At 39.3% G+C, this 18,194-nt stretch carries 14 protein-coding genes; 2 read left to right on the top strand and 12 right to left on the bottom strand.

Going from position 1 to position 18,194, the window contains the following annotated elements:
• Positions 1 to 55: 55 nt before the first annotated feature.
• The gene (locus tag FFM62_RS02475) at positions 56 to 901 is read right to left on the bottom strand and encodes an NAD(P)H-hydrate dehydratase (RefSeq protein ID WP_115470689.1); all 846 of its coding nucleotides are present in this window, start codon (positions 899 to 901) and stop codon (positions 56 to 58) included.
• Between the two features lie 149 nt (positions 902 to 1,050).
• On the opposite strand from FFM62_RS02475, the gene FFM62_RS02470 reads away from it, so the two are divergent.
• Positions 1,051 to 2,106 (top strand): Gfo/Idh/MocA family oxidoreductase, encoded by a 1,056-nt coding sequence (locus tag FFM62_RS02470; RefSeq protein ID WP_115470688.1) that lies wholly within the window; start codon positions 1,051 to 1,053, stop codon positions 2,104 to 2,106.
• An 898-nt stretch (positions 2,107 to 3,004) separates the two neighbouring features.
• Here FFM62_RS02470 and FFM62_RS02465 read toward each other — a convergent pair.
• The 11 genes from FFM62_RS02465 to FFM62_RS02415 form a co-directional block, all read right to left on the bottom strand.
• Complete coding sequence (locus tag FFM62_RS02465; protein ID WP_075269012.1) at positions 3,005 to 3,934, bottom strand: Ppx/GppA phosphatase family protein; 930 nt, start codon at positions 3,932 to 3,934, stop codon at positions 3,005 to 3,007.
• Between the two features lie 30 nt (positions 3,935 to 3,964).
• Positions 3,965 to 4,984: a tryptophan--tRNA ligase gene (gene trpS, locus FFM62_RS02460; RefSeq protein ID WP_115470686.1), complete on the bottom strand. Its 1,020-nt coding sequence runs from the start codon at positions 4,982 to 4,984 to the stop codon at positions 3,965 to 3,967.
• 90 nt (positions 4,985 to 5,074) lie between these two features.
• On the bottom strand, positions 5,075 to 7,378 hold the full coding sequence (gene helD / locus FFM62_RS02455; RefSeq protein ID WP_115470685.1) for an RNA polymerase recycling motor HelD: 2,304 nt from the start codon (positions 7,376 to 7,378) through the stop codon (positions 5,075 to 5,077).
• Between the two features lie 82 nt (positions 7,379 to 7,460).
• The gene (locus FFM62_RS02450; RefSeq protein ID WP_115470684.1) at positions 7,461 to 7,823 is read right to left on the bottom strand and encodes a type II toxin-antitoxin system PemK/MazF family toxin; all 363 of its coding nucleotides are present in this window, start codon (positions 7,821 to 7,823) and stop codon (positions 7,461 to 7,463) included.
• 10 nt (positions 7,824 to 7,833) lie between these two features.
• Positions 7,834 to 9,354, bottom strand: coding sequence for an alanine racemase (gene alr, locus FFM62_RS02445; RefSeq protein ID WP_115470683.1), 1,521 nt, complete (start codon positions 9,352 to 9,354; stop codon positions 7,834 to 7,836).
• Positions 9,355 to 9,500: 146 nt separating this feature from the next.
• On the bottom strand, positions 9,501 to 11,018 hold the full coding sequence (gene cshA, locus FFM62_RS02440) for a degradosome RNA helicase CshA (RefSeq protein ID WP_115470682.1): 1,518 nt from the start codon (positions 11,016 to 11,018) through the stop codon (positions 9,501 to 9,503).
• A gap of 294 nt (positions 11,019 to 11,312) precedes the next feature.
• Positions 11,313 to 12,575, bottom strand: coding sequence for a UDP-N-acetylglucosamine 1-carboxyvinyltransferase (gene murA, locus FFM62_RS02435; protein ID WP_115470681.1), 1,263 nt, complete (start codon positions 12,573 to 12,575; stop codon positions 11,313 to 11,315).
• Between the two features lie 321 nt (positions 12,576 to 12,896).
• Positions 12,897 to 14,507, bottom strand: coding sequence for a CTP synthase (gene pyrG / locus FFM62_RS02430; protein ID WP_115470680.1), 1,611 nt, complete (start codon positions 14,505 to 14,507; stop codon positions 12,897 to 12,899).
• A gap of 174 nt (positions 14,508 to 14,681) precedes the next feature.
• Positions 14,682 to 15,269 carry a DNA-directed RNA polymerase subunit delta gene (gene rpoE / locus FFM62_RS02425; protein ID WP_115470679.1) on the bottom strand — a complete coding sequence of 196 codons (588 nt, stop codon included), beginning with the start codon at positions 15,267 to 15,269 and terminating at the stop codon, positions 14,682 to 14,684.
• A gap of 79 nt (positions 15,270 to 15,348) precedes the next feature.
• Positions 15,349 to 16,185, bottom strand: a complete 837-nt coding sequence (locus FFM62_RS02420) for a Cof-type HAD-IIB family hydrolase (protein WP_115470678.1) — start codon at positions 16,183 to 16,185, stop codon at positions 15,349 to 15,351.
• Positions 16,186 to 16,194: 9 nt separating this feature from the next.
• Positions 16,195 to 17,577 (bottom strand): HD domain-containing protein, encoded by a 1,383-nt coding sequence (locus tag FFM62_RS02415; RefSeq protein ID WP_115470677.1) that lies wholly within the window; start codon positions 17,575 to 17,577, stop codon positions 16,195 to 16,197.
• A gap of 103 nt (positions 17,578 to 17,680) precedes the next feature.
• On the opposite strand from FFM62_RS02415, the gene FFM62_RS02410 reads away from it, so the two are divergent.
• Positions 17,681 to 18,118: a YwiB family protein gene (locus FFM62_RS02410; protein WP_115470676.1), complete on the top strand. Its 438-nt coding sequence runs from the start codon at positions 17,681 to 17,683 to the stop codon at positions 18,116 to 18,118.
• Positions 18,119 to 18,194 lie beyond the last annotated feature (76 nt).

The raw sequence follows: 18,194 nt of genomic DNA, 5'->3' as shown, positions 1-18,194 counted from the left end.
CATTCTTTTCAATTATACACTTCTTTATGGAAATTCGCACCGACCCATGTATGCTTTATAAGTTGGATTGAATACGTGCCATATAGTTTGGTAAAGCATCTGCTATGAAAGATGGTTTTACAACGTAACTATGTCTGGCCATTTCCTGGGCAATCATCGAATGCGCATAAACAGCTGCTTCAACCGCCTTTAAGTGGTTCTTTTTGAATTGACCAACAAAGCCCCCAATCGTACCAGCCAAGACATCTCCCATACCACCAGTTGCTTGGTAAGCACCACCAATTAATAACTGGCGAAGCTCATCCTGAGCATAGATCAACGTGTGATGTTGCTTTAATACCAACACATCCAAATTCAAAATTTGACGTTGGACTTCATTTAACTGATGCTCTGTTTGATAATTTAATTGCACACCACTCAAACGTTCCCATTCCATTTGATGTGGTGTAGCAATCGTATATGGCTGGCGAGGAAACATCAAATGATACTCCGCCATAATCGTCAGTGCTGACCCATCAACTACCAAAATTTGGTTTTGCTTGACGGTTGCAAATACTTGTTTGACCAAATCAACCGCTTTTTGATCTGTGCCTAAACCTGGTCCAATCACAATCACATCATTCTTTTTTATATTTTCTACCACCTGGTCACTATCTTCCCAGTCGATAAACATTGCTTCTGGTGTTCGGGCATGCAAAGCCGTTAAATTCACTTTATCAGTTGCTACTGAAGTTAACCCTGCTCCAGCACCAACACTTGCTTGACTGGCCATTAAAATAGCGCCACCAAATTGTAAACTTCCCCCAATCAGCAGCACATGACCATAGTCCCCTTTATGACTTTGATCAGGTCGCCTTAAAATAACTTCATGTAAAATATCTGATTTTAGTTCACTAACCATGGTGATTCTCCAGTTTTTCCTAAAATATCGCTTATACCTTTGTATAAAAACTCACTTATCATTCTATTTCATATTACTATTCTAACATCTATTGCACAAATACATGAATTAAGTGAAAATAGTATCAAAACACACTTTGGAGGATACTTATGCTTAACATTGCTTATGTTGGATTTGGAAAAAGTACCAACCGCTATCACATTCCATATGTACGTCAACGACCTGATAAGTTTCATATTAGTCGCGTTGTTGCACCGCACATTGATAAACGCCCTGAAGAACGGGCGGCTCTTGAAAAAACAGGGACAATTTTTTCAACAAATATCCAAGATATCATAACTGACAAAACGCTTGATTTAGTTATCGTCGTAACTCCAGCACCAACTCACTTTACAGTTGCTCGCCAATTACTGCTAGCTGGTAAAAACATCTTAGTCGACAAACCATTGGTGGCAACAACCCAAGAAGCTTCAGAACTAGTTGACTTAGCCAACCAAAAAGGCTTATTTTTCATGCCGTTCCAAAATCGCCGCTTTGATAGTGACTTTTTAACATTAAAACATGTCTTAAACGCTGGCTATGTTGGTCGACCCGTTGAACTTGAATTACATATGGATCATTATCGACCAAATGATGCCAAATTGACTGGTAACCCCATGGAAACAACCTGGTTTGACCATGGCGCTCACCTAGTTGACCAAATTGTTTCACTATTTGGTGCACCACAAACCGTTGCCTATGATTTAAGGTCAACGCGTGATTTATCAGCAACATTATCCGACCAATTTGAGGTGAACTATTTTTACCAAGATGCTTTTAAGGCAACTGTACAGTCAAGCGAAACAATTGTTAATCACTATCCTAAGTGGATTTTGCACGGTACTAAGGGATCTTATATCAAGCACAATATTGACCAACAAGAATATGATTTGAAAACTGGTATTATGCCAGGTGATCCTGGCTTCGGTCAAGATGCACCACAAGATTATGGCAAAGTTACTTACTACAATCAAAATAACGATCGTTTAGAAAAGTTCATCCCTTCTATTCAAGGTGACTATGGTTCTGTTTACGATACCATTTTTGACACACTTGTTAACGAACAACCAAAATTAGTATCTGATGATCAATTATTAACGACCATGCGTATGTTAGAGGCTGGTGTAACAGGCGCTAACCCACATATTGTAAATTTTGATCGTTAAGCCGAGGCTTTATATTTGTAACCGCTTCCAATGCGTGTTACTATAATGATGTACCAAAGGAAAGGTAGGTAGATGATTTGAAAATTGATTTCTTTTCAACCTCAAACATCGCTTTAGCTACTAAAATCCATATGGGCGTGTCACAGTAATGATGCAAGATATACCTTCGTATCACATTTTGAATGATAAACATTAAGTCATGAATTGACAGTCTTGCAGACATTAGCATCGGTTACTTCAACAATATACGATAGCTCTTATAATTGAGGGTGAAAACATGTATGTTGATTTGAAGGCTGCTCCCGACACGGTTCGCTTTTTAAACGAATAAATGTGGATGAGTAGTAGTTGCGAGCAAGATGTATTTGGTTTCGGTGGTGCTAGCGACAGTCGTTTAAATCTGCAGATTAAGCCTCTAGACATTGCCACTACAATTGAATATAGGGTAGCAAACTCAAGTGCTCTCCTTGTTATACTTTTCATAGATATAACAAAAGTAACCGCGGGTCAACGTACCGGCGGTTTTTTAATGCAGAGCTGATAAGTTGCTGTTTTGGAGTCCAAAATAAGTGATAAACTTGGCGCACCGCCGGAGCGACTGCGTAGGTGTGTGACATATTTATTGCTTATTTTTGACGGACTGGCAGCTTATCGCGTTTAATGCAGAGCTGATAAATTTTCGTTTTGACAGTCAATATAACGCTAACAGTGACTGCTTCGCCGCAGCGACTACGTAGGCATGCAGGCATTGTTGGTGTTATATTGGCTGGATTGAAAATTTATCGCGTTTATGAGAGCGTGACACCCAGCGCTTAGCATTCTGCTATAAGGACTGTTTTACACAAAAGAAGTCGAAATTTTCCGATTTGAACCGGAAAGCTTCGACTTCTTTTATTTTTTAATTATTCATACGATACTCTTGTAAGAGCCCTTCGCGTACTCCTGAAGATGAAAAGACAACTTTATTAGAACCTGTACGTTTAATCAATTCAACCAATGGTAACAACCCACTGATCATAATATCCGCACGATTAGCCTCTAATCCTAATAGTTCTTCTCGTTCTGATCTAGTCATCTTAATCAACTTTTCATAAATAGCCATGACTGCTGCCGTCGTCATTTCATAACCATGAAAATCAGAATCAGCGGCCAAACCATGTTGTACCCGGTCTAACCTAGCTAGTGATCGGTTAGCACCACCTAATAAAATGATTGGTAATGTAACCGTATCGTCCAACCAAGGCAATTTAGCATATTGATTATTCACATACTTAGTGGCCTTAGCAAGTACTTCTGGTGACACCACCCCGGCAACATTCAACTTAAACTTTTCAGATAAGTTGACCGCGCCAAAAGGTAGGCTCATCATATTTGTGGCCATGCGATCTTCAATACCAACTAGTTCAACACTAGCACCACCTGTATCTAGTAACCAAGCATCTGGTATATCCAATGCTGAAGCTGCACCCAAATAATCATAATAAGCTTCTTGGTCACCCGTTAACACACGAATTTCGACACCGACTGCTCGAAAAACCTTGTCCAAGAATTCAGCTTGATTTTCTGCTTCACGAACGGCCGCTGTTGCAATGCCAACCACCGTCACATCATCAAACATCATGTAATCTTGCTGGAATTCTAATAGTGCATCAACGACCCGCGTCATTGCCGCATCCGTCAATTCACCATCATTTTCATCCATGCCTTCTGCCAAACGCGTATCTAATTTGCGTCGACGTAATTCAACAAAATTTCCATCATCTTGTAGTTCCTCAACCACCATTCTGGTTGAATTTGAACCCAAGTCAATGACTGCCAAATAACTCATTTCATGCTCCTTCAAGGTATCAATTAATCATTAACCCCAGTAATCGACTCCCATTGCATGGCGAATTTCCGCCATCGTCTGTTGGCCGATCGTACGGGCTCTTTCAGATCCCGCCTTCACAATATCCAAAACAGCATCTTTATCCGCTGCATATTGTGCACGACGTTCACGAATTGGTGTTAATTCTTTGTTTAATACTTCAAACAAATATTTTTTAATTTTCGTATCGCCCAATCCGCCGGCTTCGTATTGTGCCTTTAAATCAGCAACATATGCTTTATCTTCATCAAAAATATCAAGGTAAGTGAATACCATGTTACCTTCAACATGACCTGGATCTGACAAACGTACATGGGTTGGATCAGTGTACATTGACTTTACCTTAGTCCAAAGTGTTTCTTCATCATCACTTAGGTAAATCGCATTACCCAAAGATTTTGACATTTTCGCATTACCATCTAGACCGGGAATACGTCCTTGTCCTTCTGGTGGAAAAATACCTTCAGGTTCTACCAATATATCAGTATTGTAGTAATGGTTGAACGTACGAACCAATTCACGTGTTTGCTCTAACATTGGTTTTTGGTCATCCCCAACTGGTACGACTTGACCTTTAAATAGGGCAATATCAGCTGCTTGTGACACGGGATAAATAAAGAAACCAGTTGGAATGCTTTCACCAAAGCCCTTTTGTTGAATTTCAGCCTTAACAGTTGGGTTACGTTGCACACGTGCCACTGATACTAGATTCAAAAAGTATTCTGTTAGTTCTGATAGTTCTGGTACGGCAGATTGCACGAAAATCGTTGTCTTCGCGGGATCGATACCAACTGCTAAATAGTCCAAAACGACTTCCAAAAGAGAGTTTTGAATTTTTTCAGGATTACGAGCATTGTCAGTAAATGCTTGTTTATCGGCTACCATAATAAAGGGGTCATATTTACCAGAGTTTTGCATTGCAACTCGGGTTTTTAATGAACCAACATAATGTCCAATATGTAGTTTACCGGTCGGGCGATCGCCAGTTAACAAAACTTTCTTTTCAGTCATATTTTTCTTCTTTCCATTGTGACATGGTCACAAAATCAAATTCGTCAAAACCAATTGTAAAAGTTTTTGAAGACGATAACAAGCGTTTCATCAGTTATTATGTAATTGTTTATTTTCAATCGTCTCATGCACGTGTGTAATCAGTCCAGATACTTGCCCAATACTAATCAAACTAAGCGCATGCATCGCACGTGATGCCAAAGTGTATAGTAAGCCAGTTGCTTTACCATCCGGGTAATTTTCTTGTGAAACGTTATAGCCAATAACGGCATCAAATTCCAATCCCTTTGCTAAATAAATGGGCATTACTAGTACATTAGCCACACGTGAACGATCCGTTGCATGTAGCAATTGTACTGTTTCTGGATAATTGCATAAAGCATCCATTACCGCAGTTGATTCATCAGCAGTTTTAGTCAAAATAGCCACCGTTTGAAACTCTTGACGTAGTCGTGCCACTTCATCTGTTAACACATCATCAACCTGCGTTGCTTCCGTTTGAATCAATAACGGCTTATCTCCATGTCTCGTGAAGGTGATAATATCTTCACCATCCGGTAGCAATGCCTTAGCAAAATTCATAATCTCCTGTGTTGAACGATAAGCCTTATTCAACTTAATCAAGGTTGGCTGTTTAGCGGCGAAGGCTTGGGCGTATTTGTTTAGGCGAGCTTGTGGAGTTTCAACAGCCCGAAACAAAGCTTGCTCAGAATCGCCTAATACCGTGAATTTTGCTTTGGGAAATGCGTGTTTTAAGTACAACAGTTGTGATAACGCATAATCTTGCATTTCATCCACAAACACGTATGACATGGCCTGATTTGTACCACCACCAGTCAAAGCATCTCGCAAAAATAGCAATGGTGCTGCATCCTCTAAGTCAATGCGATGGTACTCTAATTGCCTTGCAAAGCGCTCTTGTTTAGCTTCCCACCAGTCGGCATGTGCCTCATCTTGCGTACCCATATATGTCAAGAAGGCCGCATATTGCTCATAAATATCAAGATAGAAATTATTATACAAAGCATCATCAATAACCTGCCAATGTTTCATTAGATACCGCTTAGCCACCAATGAAATAACATCATCAACATTTTCGGATACCAATGTTTCTTCAATATCTTCGTCACCCAGTAAGTTTTGATATTCCTGATCTGTCAAATTGTCTAATTCTTCTAATACCCAATCAGCATCTTGTAAACTATCGATACGGTCCATTAATACCTGCATAAAATGTTTTTGAACTTTATCAATACGTTCGCGAACCGAATAGTTATCAGATAGTGATGCCATATAACTAGCTAACTCTGTCGCGCTAAAGAACATCTTATCTTCATAATAAATATCAACAAAATGTAAGTCCTTCGTCGATAATTGTGCAACATATTGCTGAATAAATGTCACAATATCAGCACTTTCGAGCACTTCACGAATACGTCGACTAGCCGATCCAATCACTTGTTGCTCCTGTTCATAACGATCAAATAAGGTTTGCACTGTCAATCCCTGCAAACGCGCACTGAAAAATTCAGCTAATGTGACCTGGCGCATGTTCCGTTCACCCAATGATGGTAAGACATCAGCAATATAGCTCGAAAATAACCGATTTGGCGAAAAAAGGACGATTTGATCAGAATTAAGGGCTTCACGCGCATGAAAAAGTAAAAATGCAATTCGCTGTAAGATAGCTGATGTTTTTCCAGAACCAGCCACTCCTTGGACGACTAATAAATCACTCGTTGTATCGCGAATGATTTGATTTTGTTCCTTTTGAATCGTTGCAACAATGTTCCGCATCACTTCATCATTTTGCTGTCCCAGTGCAAATTGCAACATTTCATCACCAACAGTTTCATTCGTGTCAAACATGTTCGTAATCTTGGCATCACTAATAACAAATTGTCTTTTCTTTTGTAAATCAACAGTCTGCTCACCATTAGGAGTTGGATAGCTAACTTGTCCTAAAGTCCCATTATAATAAACACCGCTAATCGGTGCCCGCCAATCATAAATTAAAAACTCACCTTCATCATCTTGAAGGGATGCCAACCCGATATAGAGTGTTTCCGGCCAGTTATCTTCAACAATATCTACCCGACCAAAATATGGATTTGGACGTAACATGGTTAGCGTATCCACGGATTTAGCCATAATATTCTCGGTCTCTGTGACACGAGCAACAATATTACGTTGTTGTTGAATTTCAGCATTAGTCTCCATCGAATCATCAACTTCAGCCGTGTTAATTGATGTGTTAGCAATGTAGTTACTTTCAACGGCCCGTGTTTCTGAATGAGCCTTTGCATAGGCGTCTTTTGCTTCCAACAATTGCTGATCTATTTTTTGTACGACAGTATCTAATCTTTTTTGTTCAGTTGCCTGTTCTTGATGCATATCTACCCCCCCTTTGATATATTTTAAGCATAAAGAGGTTGGGACACTTTTTTTGTCCCAACCCCATTCACAGATTATTTCATTATACTAAGCCAAGACTGATAAATAGGGCTTGATCAATTTTAACAATCAATTCTGCCGGTACAACGCCAATTTTATCTTGTAGACGACGCTTATCAAGCGTTCGAACTTGCTCCAATAAAATAACAGAATCTTTTCCAATACCTGTATTCGCCGATTCTGCCGGTAAACCAACATGTGTCGGCAACTTGGGTTTAGCTATTTTAGCTGTAATTGGTGCCACAATTACAGTTGGGGAATGCTGATTTCCGACATTATTTTGAACAACCACGACCGGACGTTGACCACCTTGCTCCGATCCAACTACAGGTGATAAATCAGCAAAAAAAATATCACCACGTTTCATCTCATTTTTATTAGCCATATATCTCTCTTTACTTTACTAACTTTCGTGGCAAGCGTGTTGATAAACTAGTTGCAACTTCATACGGAATCGTATTTAAATGATCCGCCAAACCTGCCAATGTAATCTCTTCTTGGCCTACTTTACCAACTAGCGTAATAACGGTACCAATTGGCATGTCCTCAGGTAAACGTACCATCATTTGATCCATAGCAATACGCCCAATCATTTCAACATGTCGACCATCTGGCAATAAGCCATACATTCCCTGCAATTGACGTGCGTAACCGTCAGCATAACCGAGTGGTAGCGTACCAATCCATTCTGGTTGCGTGGTTGTATACGTTGCACCATAGGAAATCGCAGTACCAGCCGCGACTTTTTTAACATGAACAAGCTCAGCTTTTAGGGACAATGCTGGCGTCAATTTATCTGTTGTTATTTCTTTACCAGAAGGATTGAAGCCATACATAGCAGCACCCACACGTATTGCATCGTGACTTGGTTGCTCATGCCACAGTGATGTTGCTGAATTTGCTAAATGATACCAGATATTACTAGGTAATGGTAAATTATCAACCAATTTATGCCAAGTTTTCACCTGTTGTTGATAGTATGTCTGGTCTTTTTCATCAGCTGTTGCAAAATGCATCCCTATACCTTTCAGAATTAATTGATCATTTTGATTAATTTTCTCAACGACTCGTTGTAGTTCTTCCTGATGCCGAATACCAATTCTACCCATTCCTGTATCAACACCAATTGATAATACTAGGGTTGCCTGACGAGATAATTTACAGCTTACAGCATCCAACCATGCTTCACTCGTAACGACTGGTATTAATTGGTGTGCCACAAGGTCATCAACATAGTCAGCTGGTGTTACGCCTAAGATAAAGATTGGTTCCATCACACCATACTGACGTAGCCAAATGCCTTCATCAATAGTTGCCACACCAAAACCATCTACGTTAGCTTGCTTGGCAGCCGTCACGACCTGTGCCAAGCCATGACCGTAAGCATTTGCTTTCACAATTGCGATAAAATGATGCGTACCAGTTAACTCACGTACCGTAGCAATGTTTTGTGCAATCGCGCTTGCCGAAATTTCTATCCAAGCAGGGCGTCTGGTACTAATAACGGCTTGATTCGCAACTTTCTCGTGATTCTCCCCTGCTACTGATGACGTAACCGCCTTCTCTAGAATAACCGAACTATGGACAGTGTCACCAGTATGTGAAATTGAAATATGTACAACAACTTGATTTTGTCTAGGGTGTTTGACCATGACAGGTTGCCCAGCTTCATTAGGTAAAATTTCAATATCCTGCCAATGTGCTTGTGAACCAATACCAGTCCCAATTGCTTTGCTATAGGCTTCTTTGATTGAGAATCGGCCAGCTAAAAATTCTTGACGGTGCTTGCCTTTTCTTGCATCATAAACCGCACGTTCTGCTGGCGTCAGAATAACATCAACAAATCCGGGGCGTCGTTCAGCAACGGCACTAACCTGACTAATAATCTGCGCATCAATTCCATGTCCAACAATCATGTACATACCTCCGAAAATATTATATTCATTATACCCTCTATAGCCCATCAATGTTTGACTATTTTTTTATTTAATAAACATAAAAAAGACAGCAAAAAAGGTTGAGACACTTTTTGTCTCAACCTTTTATACTTAAAGTATATTAATTAGTCGTTATTTTTAATCACAAAATTACGTGATTGGCGACGTGAAGATCCTGAACGACCACGTTGTGAGCGATCACCTGAACCATTACGTGAACCACGATCATATGAACGACGCTCGCGTTGTCCACGGTTACCACGATAACCACCACCACGGCGTCCGCCACCACGACGTCCACCACGGAAGTTACCGTGCTTGTGTGGCAATGGACGTTCATGTGACAACTTAAAGTCAGCATCCATTTGCTCAACATTAGCAACAGCACCTAACAAGGCAGCAGCTAATTCTTGGGCATCATATTGTTCAACTAACTTGTCAACTTGTTCTGAATCAGCAACACCAGCAGTTGACTTAACAATGTCGGCTACTGAATCAGCTGCTACGTTCATACGACCAGCCAAAGCCTCTTCACGAGTATAAGGCTTTAATGGTTGCATACGCTTCTTAGTTAGCTTTTCGATATCCTTTAGGTAATCCATCTCTGAGTTACTTACAAAGGTTACAGAATTACCATGAGCACCGGCACGACCAGTACGACCAATACGGTGGACATATGATTCTGAATCCTGAGGAATATCAAAGTTGTAAACGTAATCAACACCTGAAACATCTAGTCCACGAGCAGCAACATCAGTTGCAACCAAGATTTGAATTTCACCATGCTTGAATTGCTTCAAAACTTGGGTACGCTTTTGTTGTGTTAAGTCACCATGGATACCAGCAGCATTAAAGCCACGTAGTTCCAAACCACGTGTCAATTCATCGACACGGCGCTTTGTACGACCAAACATAATTGCTAGTTTTGGTTGTTGTACATCCAAAATACGAGTTAGTACATCGAACTTTTCAAAATCACGTACACGTACGTAATACTGGTCAACTAAGTCAGTTGTCAATTCCTTAGCAGCAATTTGAATGTGCTCAGGATCAGTCATAAACTGCACACCAATGCGCTTGATTGCTGCAGGCATTGTTGCTGAGAACAACAATGTTTGACGCTCATCAGGAACGGCCTTCAAAATTGATTCAATATCTTCTAAGAATCCCATGTTCAACATTTCATCAGCTTCATCCAAAACCAATGTCTTAACATGTGATAAATTAATTGTGCCACGACGGATGTGGTCAATTAAACGGCCAGGTGTTCCAACAACAATTTGAGCACCATGTTTCAAACCATTAATTTGGCGACGAATATCTGAACCACCAAAGACGGCCTGTACACGGACGTGCTTATCACGACCTAATTTAAATAATTCTTCTTGTGTTTGGATGGCTAATTCACGGGTTGGTGAGACAACCAATGCTTGCACATCTTTATTTTCACTGTCAATCATCTCTAAGATTGGCAACCCAAACGCTGCTGTTTTTCCAGTTCCCGTTTGTGCTTGACCAATAACGTCTTTACCAGCCATAGTCAAGGGAATTGTTTTTTCCTGGATTGGCGTTGCTTCTACATAGCCATGCTTTTCAATGGCCGTTAACAGGTCTTTCGTAAGACCTAACTCTGAAAACTTCAAAATTTTTCCTCCGGTAACGATTGCCGCAACAATCGTTCTTCAATATCGTGAACTTATCAACATAACAATAAACTAGACACAATCCGGCGTCCATACTGCGTTTACTATTAGTAATCGTCCTCTATTTTTGTAACTTATCTAGTTTATCCTGATAATAGGTAATTAGCAACCATTAAGCCTATTTTTTTGAATTATTTGTTAAAAAAAATGTAAAAAACAAAATGTGTACGCTTTCACTAGAACAATGTCTAACTTTCTGCACAACATCTCATTTTTTACATTTTTAAATGTTCTTTATTCTTCTGCAATTTGAATGTCTGCATTCAACATTGTTAGCTTATGGATAATATGATCATAACCACGCAAAACGTGCTCTGCATTAACCACCTCAGTAACACCATCAGCCATTAATCCCGTTGCAACTAATGAAGCACCCGCACGAATTTCGGCAGCAGATACCCGAGCACCATGAAAATCACTTGATTGTGTCACTTCAATTTGTCCATAGGTATTGTTTGAAATATCAACACCTAGCTTCTGCAATTCTGGTATATGACGTGTGCGTTCTGGATAAATTGTTTCTTGAATCACACTTGTTCCACCAGCCAACGTCAATAGTGGCGTAACTGGTTGTTGTAAATCAGTCGCAAACCCTGGGAAAGGTGCCGTTTTAACATGGATTGGCTGTAAATCAACTGATTTTGGAACATAAATACTATCTTCACGAACATCCAGTTTAACACCCATTTCCAACAATTTTGCTGTAAATGACTCTAAGTGTTCAGGAATAACATTTTTAACTAGCACACCATCTCCTTGAGCGGCCGCCAAAGCAAGATATGTACCAGCTTCAATACGATCTGGAATAATCGTATGTGTGTTCTTAGACTCTAAGTGTTCAACACCTGTAATGCGAATAACGTCAGTTCCGGCACCACGAATTTGCGCACCCATATTATTCAAAAAAGTAGCCAGATCAATGATCTCTGGTTCACGAGCAGCATTTTCTAGTACTGTTGTTCCTTCAGCGTGTACGGCTGCCATAATAATATTCATTGTGGCACCTACTGAAACAACGTCCAAGAAAATACGAGCGGCTTTTAAACCGTTCTCTGCATTAATAAACACAGTATCGTTTTCTTCATGAACTGTTGCCCCTAAGGCTTCAAAGCCCTTGATATGCTGATCAATCGGACGTGGTCCAATATTATCACCACCTGGGAATGTTACGGTTGCTCGTCCAAAACGACCCAATAAAGATCCCATAAAGTAATAAGATGCTCTTAATGACTTAATTGCTGTTGATGGCAATTCAGACTCAACAATATCAGTTGGGTCGATCATTAATTCACCACCTTCAAATGTAGATGTGACGTTCATTGAATTCAAAATAGCTTGTAAATTATAAACGTCTAAAATATCAGGTACACTATCAAATTTTACAGGTGTTTCAGCTAAAATTGCTGCTGGAATTAGTGCAACAGTTGAGTTTTTTGCCCCACCAATGGTTACTTCACCACTGAGCCGTCGTCCACCATGGATTACCAACTTCTTCATTTTATCAATCCTTTTAGAGTTTTTACTCTATCATCCTTTATTAAGGTCCATTCATTCAAAATTTTTTCATTGTTATTAACCATTCGACTATCGCCGAACGATAATGGTCGGTCACCATTGCTAACAATACACTTAAACAAGTTTACAGTAGTTACAATTAAATTACAAGAATATGTCGCTTATTTATCTTTTTACTTGAAAAAAGCATAAATAGAGAAATAAGCCCCTTTAAGAACAACTACTTAAACTATTATAACAACTGAATACTATAATAACCTAAAAAAAACGACTGATAATTAAAATTATCAATCATTTTTAAAATTATTTTTCTTTATGATTCAAAGCAGCCTTAACAAATCCAGCATACAAAGGTTCTGGACGATTTGGACGTGATGTTAATTCTGGATGATATTGTGCTGCTACGAAGAAGTCGTTAGCAGGTATCTCGATAATTTCCATCAAACTCTGATCAGGAGAAGTTCCAGCAAAAATCATTCCCGCATTTTCAAACTCTTGACGGTATGCTGTATTAAATTCATAACGATGACGGTGACGACCTTGTATTTCTGCTTGATCACCATACAATTTCTTGGTTAGGCTACCTTCCTTTAATGATGCAGGGTATAATCCCAAACGCATGGTACCACCACGATTTGTGATTTCTTTCTGACCGTTCATCAAAGCGATAACCGGTGTATCTGTATTTTCATCTAACTCAATAGAATTAGCATCAGCATGTCCTAAGACGTGACGAGCAAATTCGACAGTTGCTAATTGCATACCTAAGCAAACACCAAGGAATGGTAAATTATTTTCACGAGCATATTGAATAGCCGCAATCTTACCTTCAGTTCCTCGTGAACCAAAGCCACCAGGAATCATCACACCATCAGCATCTGCAAGCACTTCGGCCACATTTTCTGATGTCACGTTTTCAGAATTAATCGCACTAATTTCAACATCAGTATCGACTGCATAACCACCAGAACGCAAGGCCTCATTAACTGAAATGTAAGCATCTTGTAAGTCAGCGTACTTTCCAATGAGCGCAATCTTGATTTTCTTCTTAAGATTACGAATCTTATCAATCATACCACGCCATTCCGTTAGGTCGGCGGCTGGTGCTGAAAGTCCTAAGCGCTTCAAAACAACATCATCCATCCCCTGCTTTTGCATGTTCAAGACAACTTCGTACAAAATATCAACGTCTAATGACTCGATCACAGCTTCAGGTGCCACATCAGTAAACAATGCTAACTTATCACGCATACCCTTCGTGATATGTTGCTCAGTACGAACAACTAACATATCGGGTTGAATACCTAATGAACGTAATTCAGCAACAGAGTGTTGGGTTGGCTTCGTCTTCATCTCACCTGCTGCACGCAAGTATGGAATCAATGAAGTATGAATATAAGCCACATTTTCAGGACCTACTTCTCGCTTCATTTGGCGCAATGCTTCAATAAATGGCAATGACTCAATATCACCGACTGTTCCACCGACTTCGGTAATCACGATATCGGCATCCTTTGTTTCAGCTGCACGCATCATCTTTTCTTTTAGAGCATTCGTAATATGTGGGATAACTTGGACAGTTGCACCATCATAGTCACCACGACGCTCTTTTGCAAGAACTTCTGAATATACACGTCCAGATGTCACATTTGAATATTTGTTTAAGTCAATATCAATAAAGCGTTCATAGTGACCTAAGTCCAAATCTGTTTCCAAGCCATCTTCAGTGACGAATGTCTCACCGTGTTGATATGGTGACATGGTTCCTGGATCAATGTTGATGTATGGATCAAATTTTTGTACCGCAATTTTAAAACCACGATTTTTTAATAACCGTCCTAGTGATGCTGCAACAATACCTTTTCCTAATGATGAAACCACACCACCAGTAACAAAGATGTATTTAGCCGTCATATAAATATATCCTCCGAGTTCTATGCCAATGCCAACAAAAAATAAAAAAACTCCCAATGCTTATGGTAGCGTTGGGAGCATTAATCAACTTTGATTACGCCTTGTATTTAATACAAGAGCCCGGAATTTAATAATACATGAAAATTCCATGTTTGTCAATTAATTAATTGATGATTAATGTTCAATATCACCTGAACCGTAGTCATCATCTACGTTTGTCTTGATGCCACTAATTTCGTCACCAAGTCCACCAGAAACCTCATCATGATTAAAATCACCATCGGTATCTTTCTTGTCATCATCATCGTCATCGTCAGTACTATCATCATCATCAGTATCTGCAACATCGAAGTCGTCATCTTCAGGATCATCGTCATTGTAATCAATAACGTCATCGTCGTCATCCGCATCAGCCAAGAATGCGTTAATCTTCTTACGCTTCTTCTTTTTCTTAGGCTTGCCTTCAACTTCTTCTTCTAGATCCAAATGAACAGCCTCATCAATTGAGTCAATTGGGTACCACGAACGCAGTCCCCACATTGTATCACCCAATGAAATGAATGAACCATCAATATTCAAATCAGTATAAAATTGTGATAAGCGCGTCCGAATTTCTTCATCCGACTTACCTGTAAATGCTTGTACTTCATTCAACAAGTCATTAAATCCCATGGTTTCATGACGGTCAGACAAAATTGCACGAGCAACTTCAATCATTGAAAGCTCATTCTTATTTTGGTCGTCAAATTGTGTTAATGCCAAATCACTGCACGTCCTTTCGCGGTCTTACTCAATGTCTAATATTACAATATTTCTGTCATTTCGGCAAATGCTTTTACTTTTAATTTTCTAATTCTGGGACAGATTGGTTCAAAGCCCATTTTTCTACGGCTAATCCGACCCCATCCTCATTTTGTGAAGTCGTCATCACATCCGCCGTTGCTTTCACTTCTGGTACGGCATTTGCCATTGCCACACCTGTACCAGCTGCTGCAATCATTGTTAAATCATTATACTGATCACCTAATGCCATCGTATCACTTATATCAATACCTAATTTATCCGCCAACAATTGTAAGCCATTTCCTTTTGTTGATTCTTTATGCATCACTTCTAAAAAATCCGGTGTTGATTTGACAATATAATACTCATTTTTTAAATCTTGCGGCATATTATCAGCAATTTCATCAATTTTTTCTGCCGTATCGATGAACATAAATTTAACATAATGTTCATTGCTTGTCATTTCCGCCATTGGTTGAAATTTTAACGGCATACGTACCATATTATTTTCACCATTAGCAAAACGATTGACCATCGTGTTAGCCGTGATGGCATAAGATAATGATTCTACTTGAATATAAGAGTGAAATTTATCAGCAATGCCTTTAAATTTCTTATAGTCAGCCAAAGATAGTTCATGACCGCCAATTTGTTCACCAGCTGTTGTTTGAACAACACTACCATTATAGGTAATTGCAAATTGATCTGACTGATTAGCTAGTGCCAGCTCTGTTAAATAATCTTGTACTCCCGAAAGTGGGCGACCTGTCGCCAATACGACTTTAATTCCTTGATTCGAAGCTTTTTGCAGTGCATGTTTGACACGTGCTGTAATCTGCTTATCAGAGTTCACTAACGTGTCATCAATATCGATCGTAATTAACTTAATCCCCATGATTCAAAACTACTCCTCTTTTAATTCAGCATTTAATGGATCAACTAACGTCTCACTATGTACATAACGTTGAAAATCCGCATAGATTGGCGCCATAATATCATCCACAGCATGTTGCACGAGCATTTCTCGTGGGAAAAAGAAGCGTGCATTGCCAAAAATTCGCCCGGTCATTGCTTCAACCAATGCACTTTGCGTTGATAATTCAGTTAAAGAACCATCTAATTGCATGAGTTCGATTTGTGTCCGCGGCTTTTTGTCTTTTGGATTATAAGCATCATACGGTAAATCGAAGCTATCATTCTCAGCTGTATAGTACCTGGTGTCAAACCCAGCCGAGTCAATTAACTGCTTAATTGGTGGTAATAATTTTTTCGATTCATCAGTAATAACAATGGATTTCAATGGTTTCCGATCAATAAATCGAATAGCTAAGTCAGCCAAGATAGCATCTTCCGCATATCGCCAAGCACTGATGTTTGCTAACATCAAGGAATCATCTAACATCACATACTGTTGCAAGGTTAAGTTGCCAGCAAATAATGGTTGTAGGGTTGGAGAAATAAAATCCGTATTAACGCGTGAATCTTTTTGACCCTCATCAAAGACAAATTTTGCACGTTCTAATAAGTGTTGTAATAACACTTCAAAGGAACGCGATACTGGATGAAAATAAACTTGTACATACATTTGATAACGTGAAACCACATAATCTTCAATGGCATAAGAGCCCTTTTCATCAAAGGCAATGCCTCCTGCATATGGGCGCATGACATGAATAATCCGTGACAAATCAAATTGTCCATAAGTTGCCCCAGAATAATAAGCATCACGCAACAAATAATCCATCCGGTCAGCATCAATTTGACTAGAAATCAATTGCACAACTTGTGGATTAGGATAAGTTTTGGCAATCACGCTGGCAACCTTTTCAGGAAAATCAGGTGCCACTTGAACTAACACCTGATTAATTTCAGTACTAGGTGATAAAATAATTGCTTGCGTATAGGCTTCATGATCTGTATTAAAAATATGTTCAAATGTATGCGAATACGGTCCATGACCAACATCATGTAATAATGCGGCACACAACAAAACTAACCGTTCATTAACATCCCATAAACCATCCCCCGGTTCTTGTGAAGGATAAAAGCGTTCTAAATGATCCGAAAACCTTCTTGCTATTTCATAAACGCCAAGCGAGTGTGAAAAGCGTGAATGTTCGGCACCATGAAAAACAGCACCAGCGACCCCTAATTGTTTTATTCGGCGCAGACGTTGAAATTCAGACGTCCCAATTAACTCAAGAATGACTTGATCTTTTACCCGAATTGAATTCAGTACGGGATCCCTAAAAACCTTTTCTGAACCTGTTTTAATAAATTGCGTCATGATTTCCTTTCTAATTCTGACGAATAATACGTATTTTTATTACATTATACCCTATTAAAGCCTGTATAATGGACTGAAACAATCATATTCTAAGGAGTTTTATATGCAACCTATGAGAAAAACATGGTCAACAACCATTTCCCTATCAACCAAAATCACACAAGATGACCAAGTTGAAACTTTTAACTTTGAGGAAGCTGGTAAATTAACCTTAACGATGAATGCCCTGTACTTACGCTATACTGAGCATCAGCAAGGTGTCGCAACACCTGTCACTTTTAAAATAGCACAAAGCGACGATATATCGCTACATCGGCATAATGATTTCACGGATGTGCAACTACACTTTGTTCCTGATCAAGAATTCCCATCACATTACGTAACATCACAGGGAAATATCCCCATTGCAGTTAGAACTGACCAATTAAGCAACGAAATCACGTCCGATCACCCTTATGGCGAATTAGTCGTCGCATACACTTTGTTAAATAACCATGCAGTCATTGGCCAATACCAACTAACATTAAACATACAATCATAAAAAGAAAAGTCGTTTACAAAAAAATTGACATCTAGTCAAATTATCTTTTGTAAACGACTTTTTTGGATAAAAAAAA

The organism is Weissella thailandensis (assembly GCF_005405465.1).
Classification (GTDB): Bacteria; Bacillota; Bacilli; order Lactobacillales; family Lactobacillaceae; genus Weissella; species Weissella thailandensis.
The sequence above is the reverse complement of the archived record's forward strand: the minus strand, read 5'-3'. Positions and strand labels throughout refer to the sequence as shown.

Excerpts from the sequence above, each read along its gene's own strand:
- FFM62_RS02410 (WP_115470676.1), top strand. The coding sequence starts at position 17,681 with ATGCAACCTATGAGAAAAACATGGTCAACAACCATTTCCCTATCAACC.
- trpS (WP_115470686.1), bottom strand. The coding sequence starts at position 4,984 with ATGACTGAAAAGAAAGTTTTGTTAACTGGCGATCGCCCGACCGGTAAA.
- FFM62_RS02420 (WP_115470678.1), bottom strand. The coding sequence starts at position 16,185 with ATGGGGATTAAGTTAATTACGATCGATATTGATGACACGTTAGTGAAC.
- murA (WP_115470681.1), bottom strand. The coding sequence starts at position 12,575 with ATGAAGAAGTTGGTAATCCATGGTGGACGACGGCTCAGTGGTGAAGTA.
- FFM62_RS02470 (WP_115470688.1), top strand. The coding sequence starts at position 1,051 with ATGCTTAACATTGCTTATGTTGGATTTGGAAAAAGTACCAACCGCTAT.
- alr (WP_115470683.1), bottom strand. The coding sequence starts at position 9,354 with ATGATTGTTGGACATGGAATTGATGCGCAGATTATTAGTCAGGTTAGT.
- FFM62_RS02465 (WP_075269012.1), bottom strand. The coding sequence starts at position 3,934 with ATGAGTTATTTGGCAGTCATTGACTTGGGTTCAAATTCAACCAGAATG.
- pyrG (WP_115470680.1), bottom strand. The coding sequence starts at position 14,507 with ATGACGGCTAAATACATCTTTGTTACTGGTGGTGTGGTTTCATCATTA.
- FFM62_RS02415 (WP_115470677.1), bottom strand. The coding sequence starts at position 17,577 with ATGACGCAATTTATTAAAACAGGTTCAGAAAAGGTTTTTAGGGATCCC.
- FFM62_RS02450 (WP_115470684.1), bottom strand. The coding sequence starts at position 7,823 with ATGGCTAATAAAAATGAGATGAAACGTGGTGATATTTTTTTTGCTGAT.
- helD (WP_115470685.1), bottom strand. The coding sequence starts at position 7,378 with ATGCATCAAGAACAGGCAACTGAACAAAAAAGATTAGATACTGTCGTA.
- FFM62_RS02475 (WP_115470689.1), bottom strand. The coding sequence starts at position 901 with ATGGTTAGTGAACTAAAATCAGATATTTTACATGAAGTTATTTTAAGG.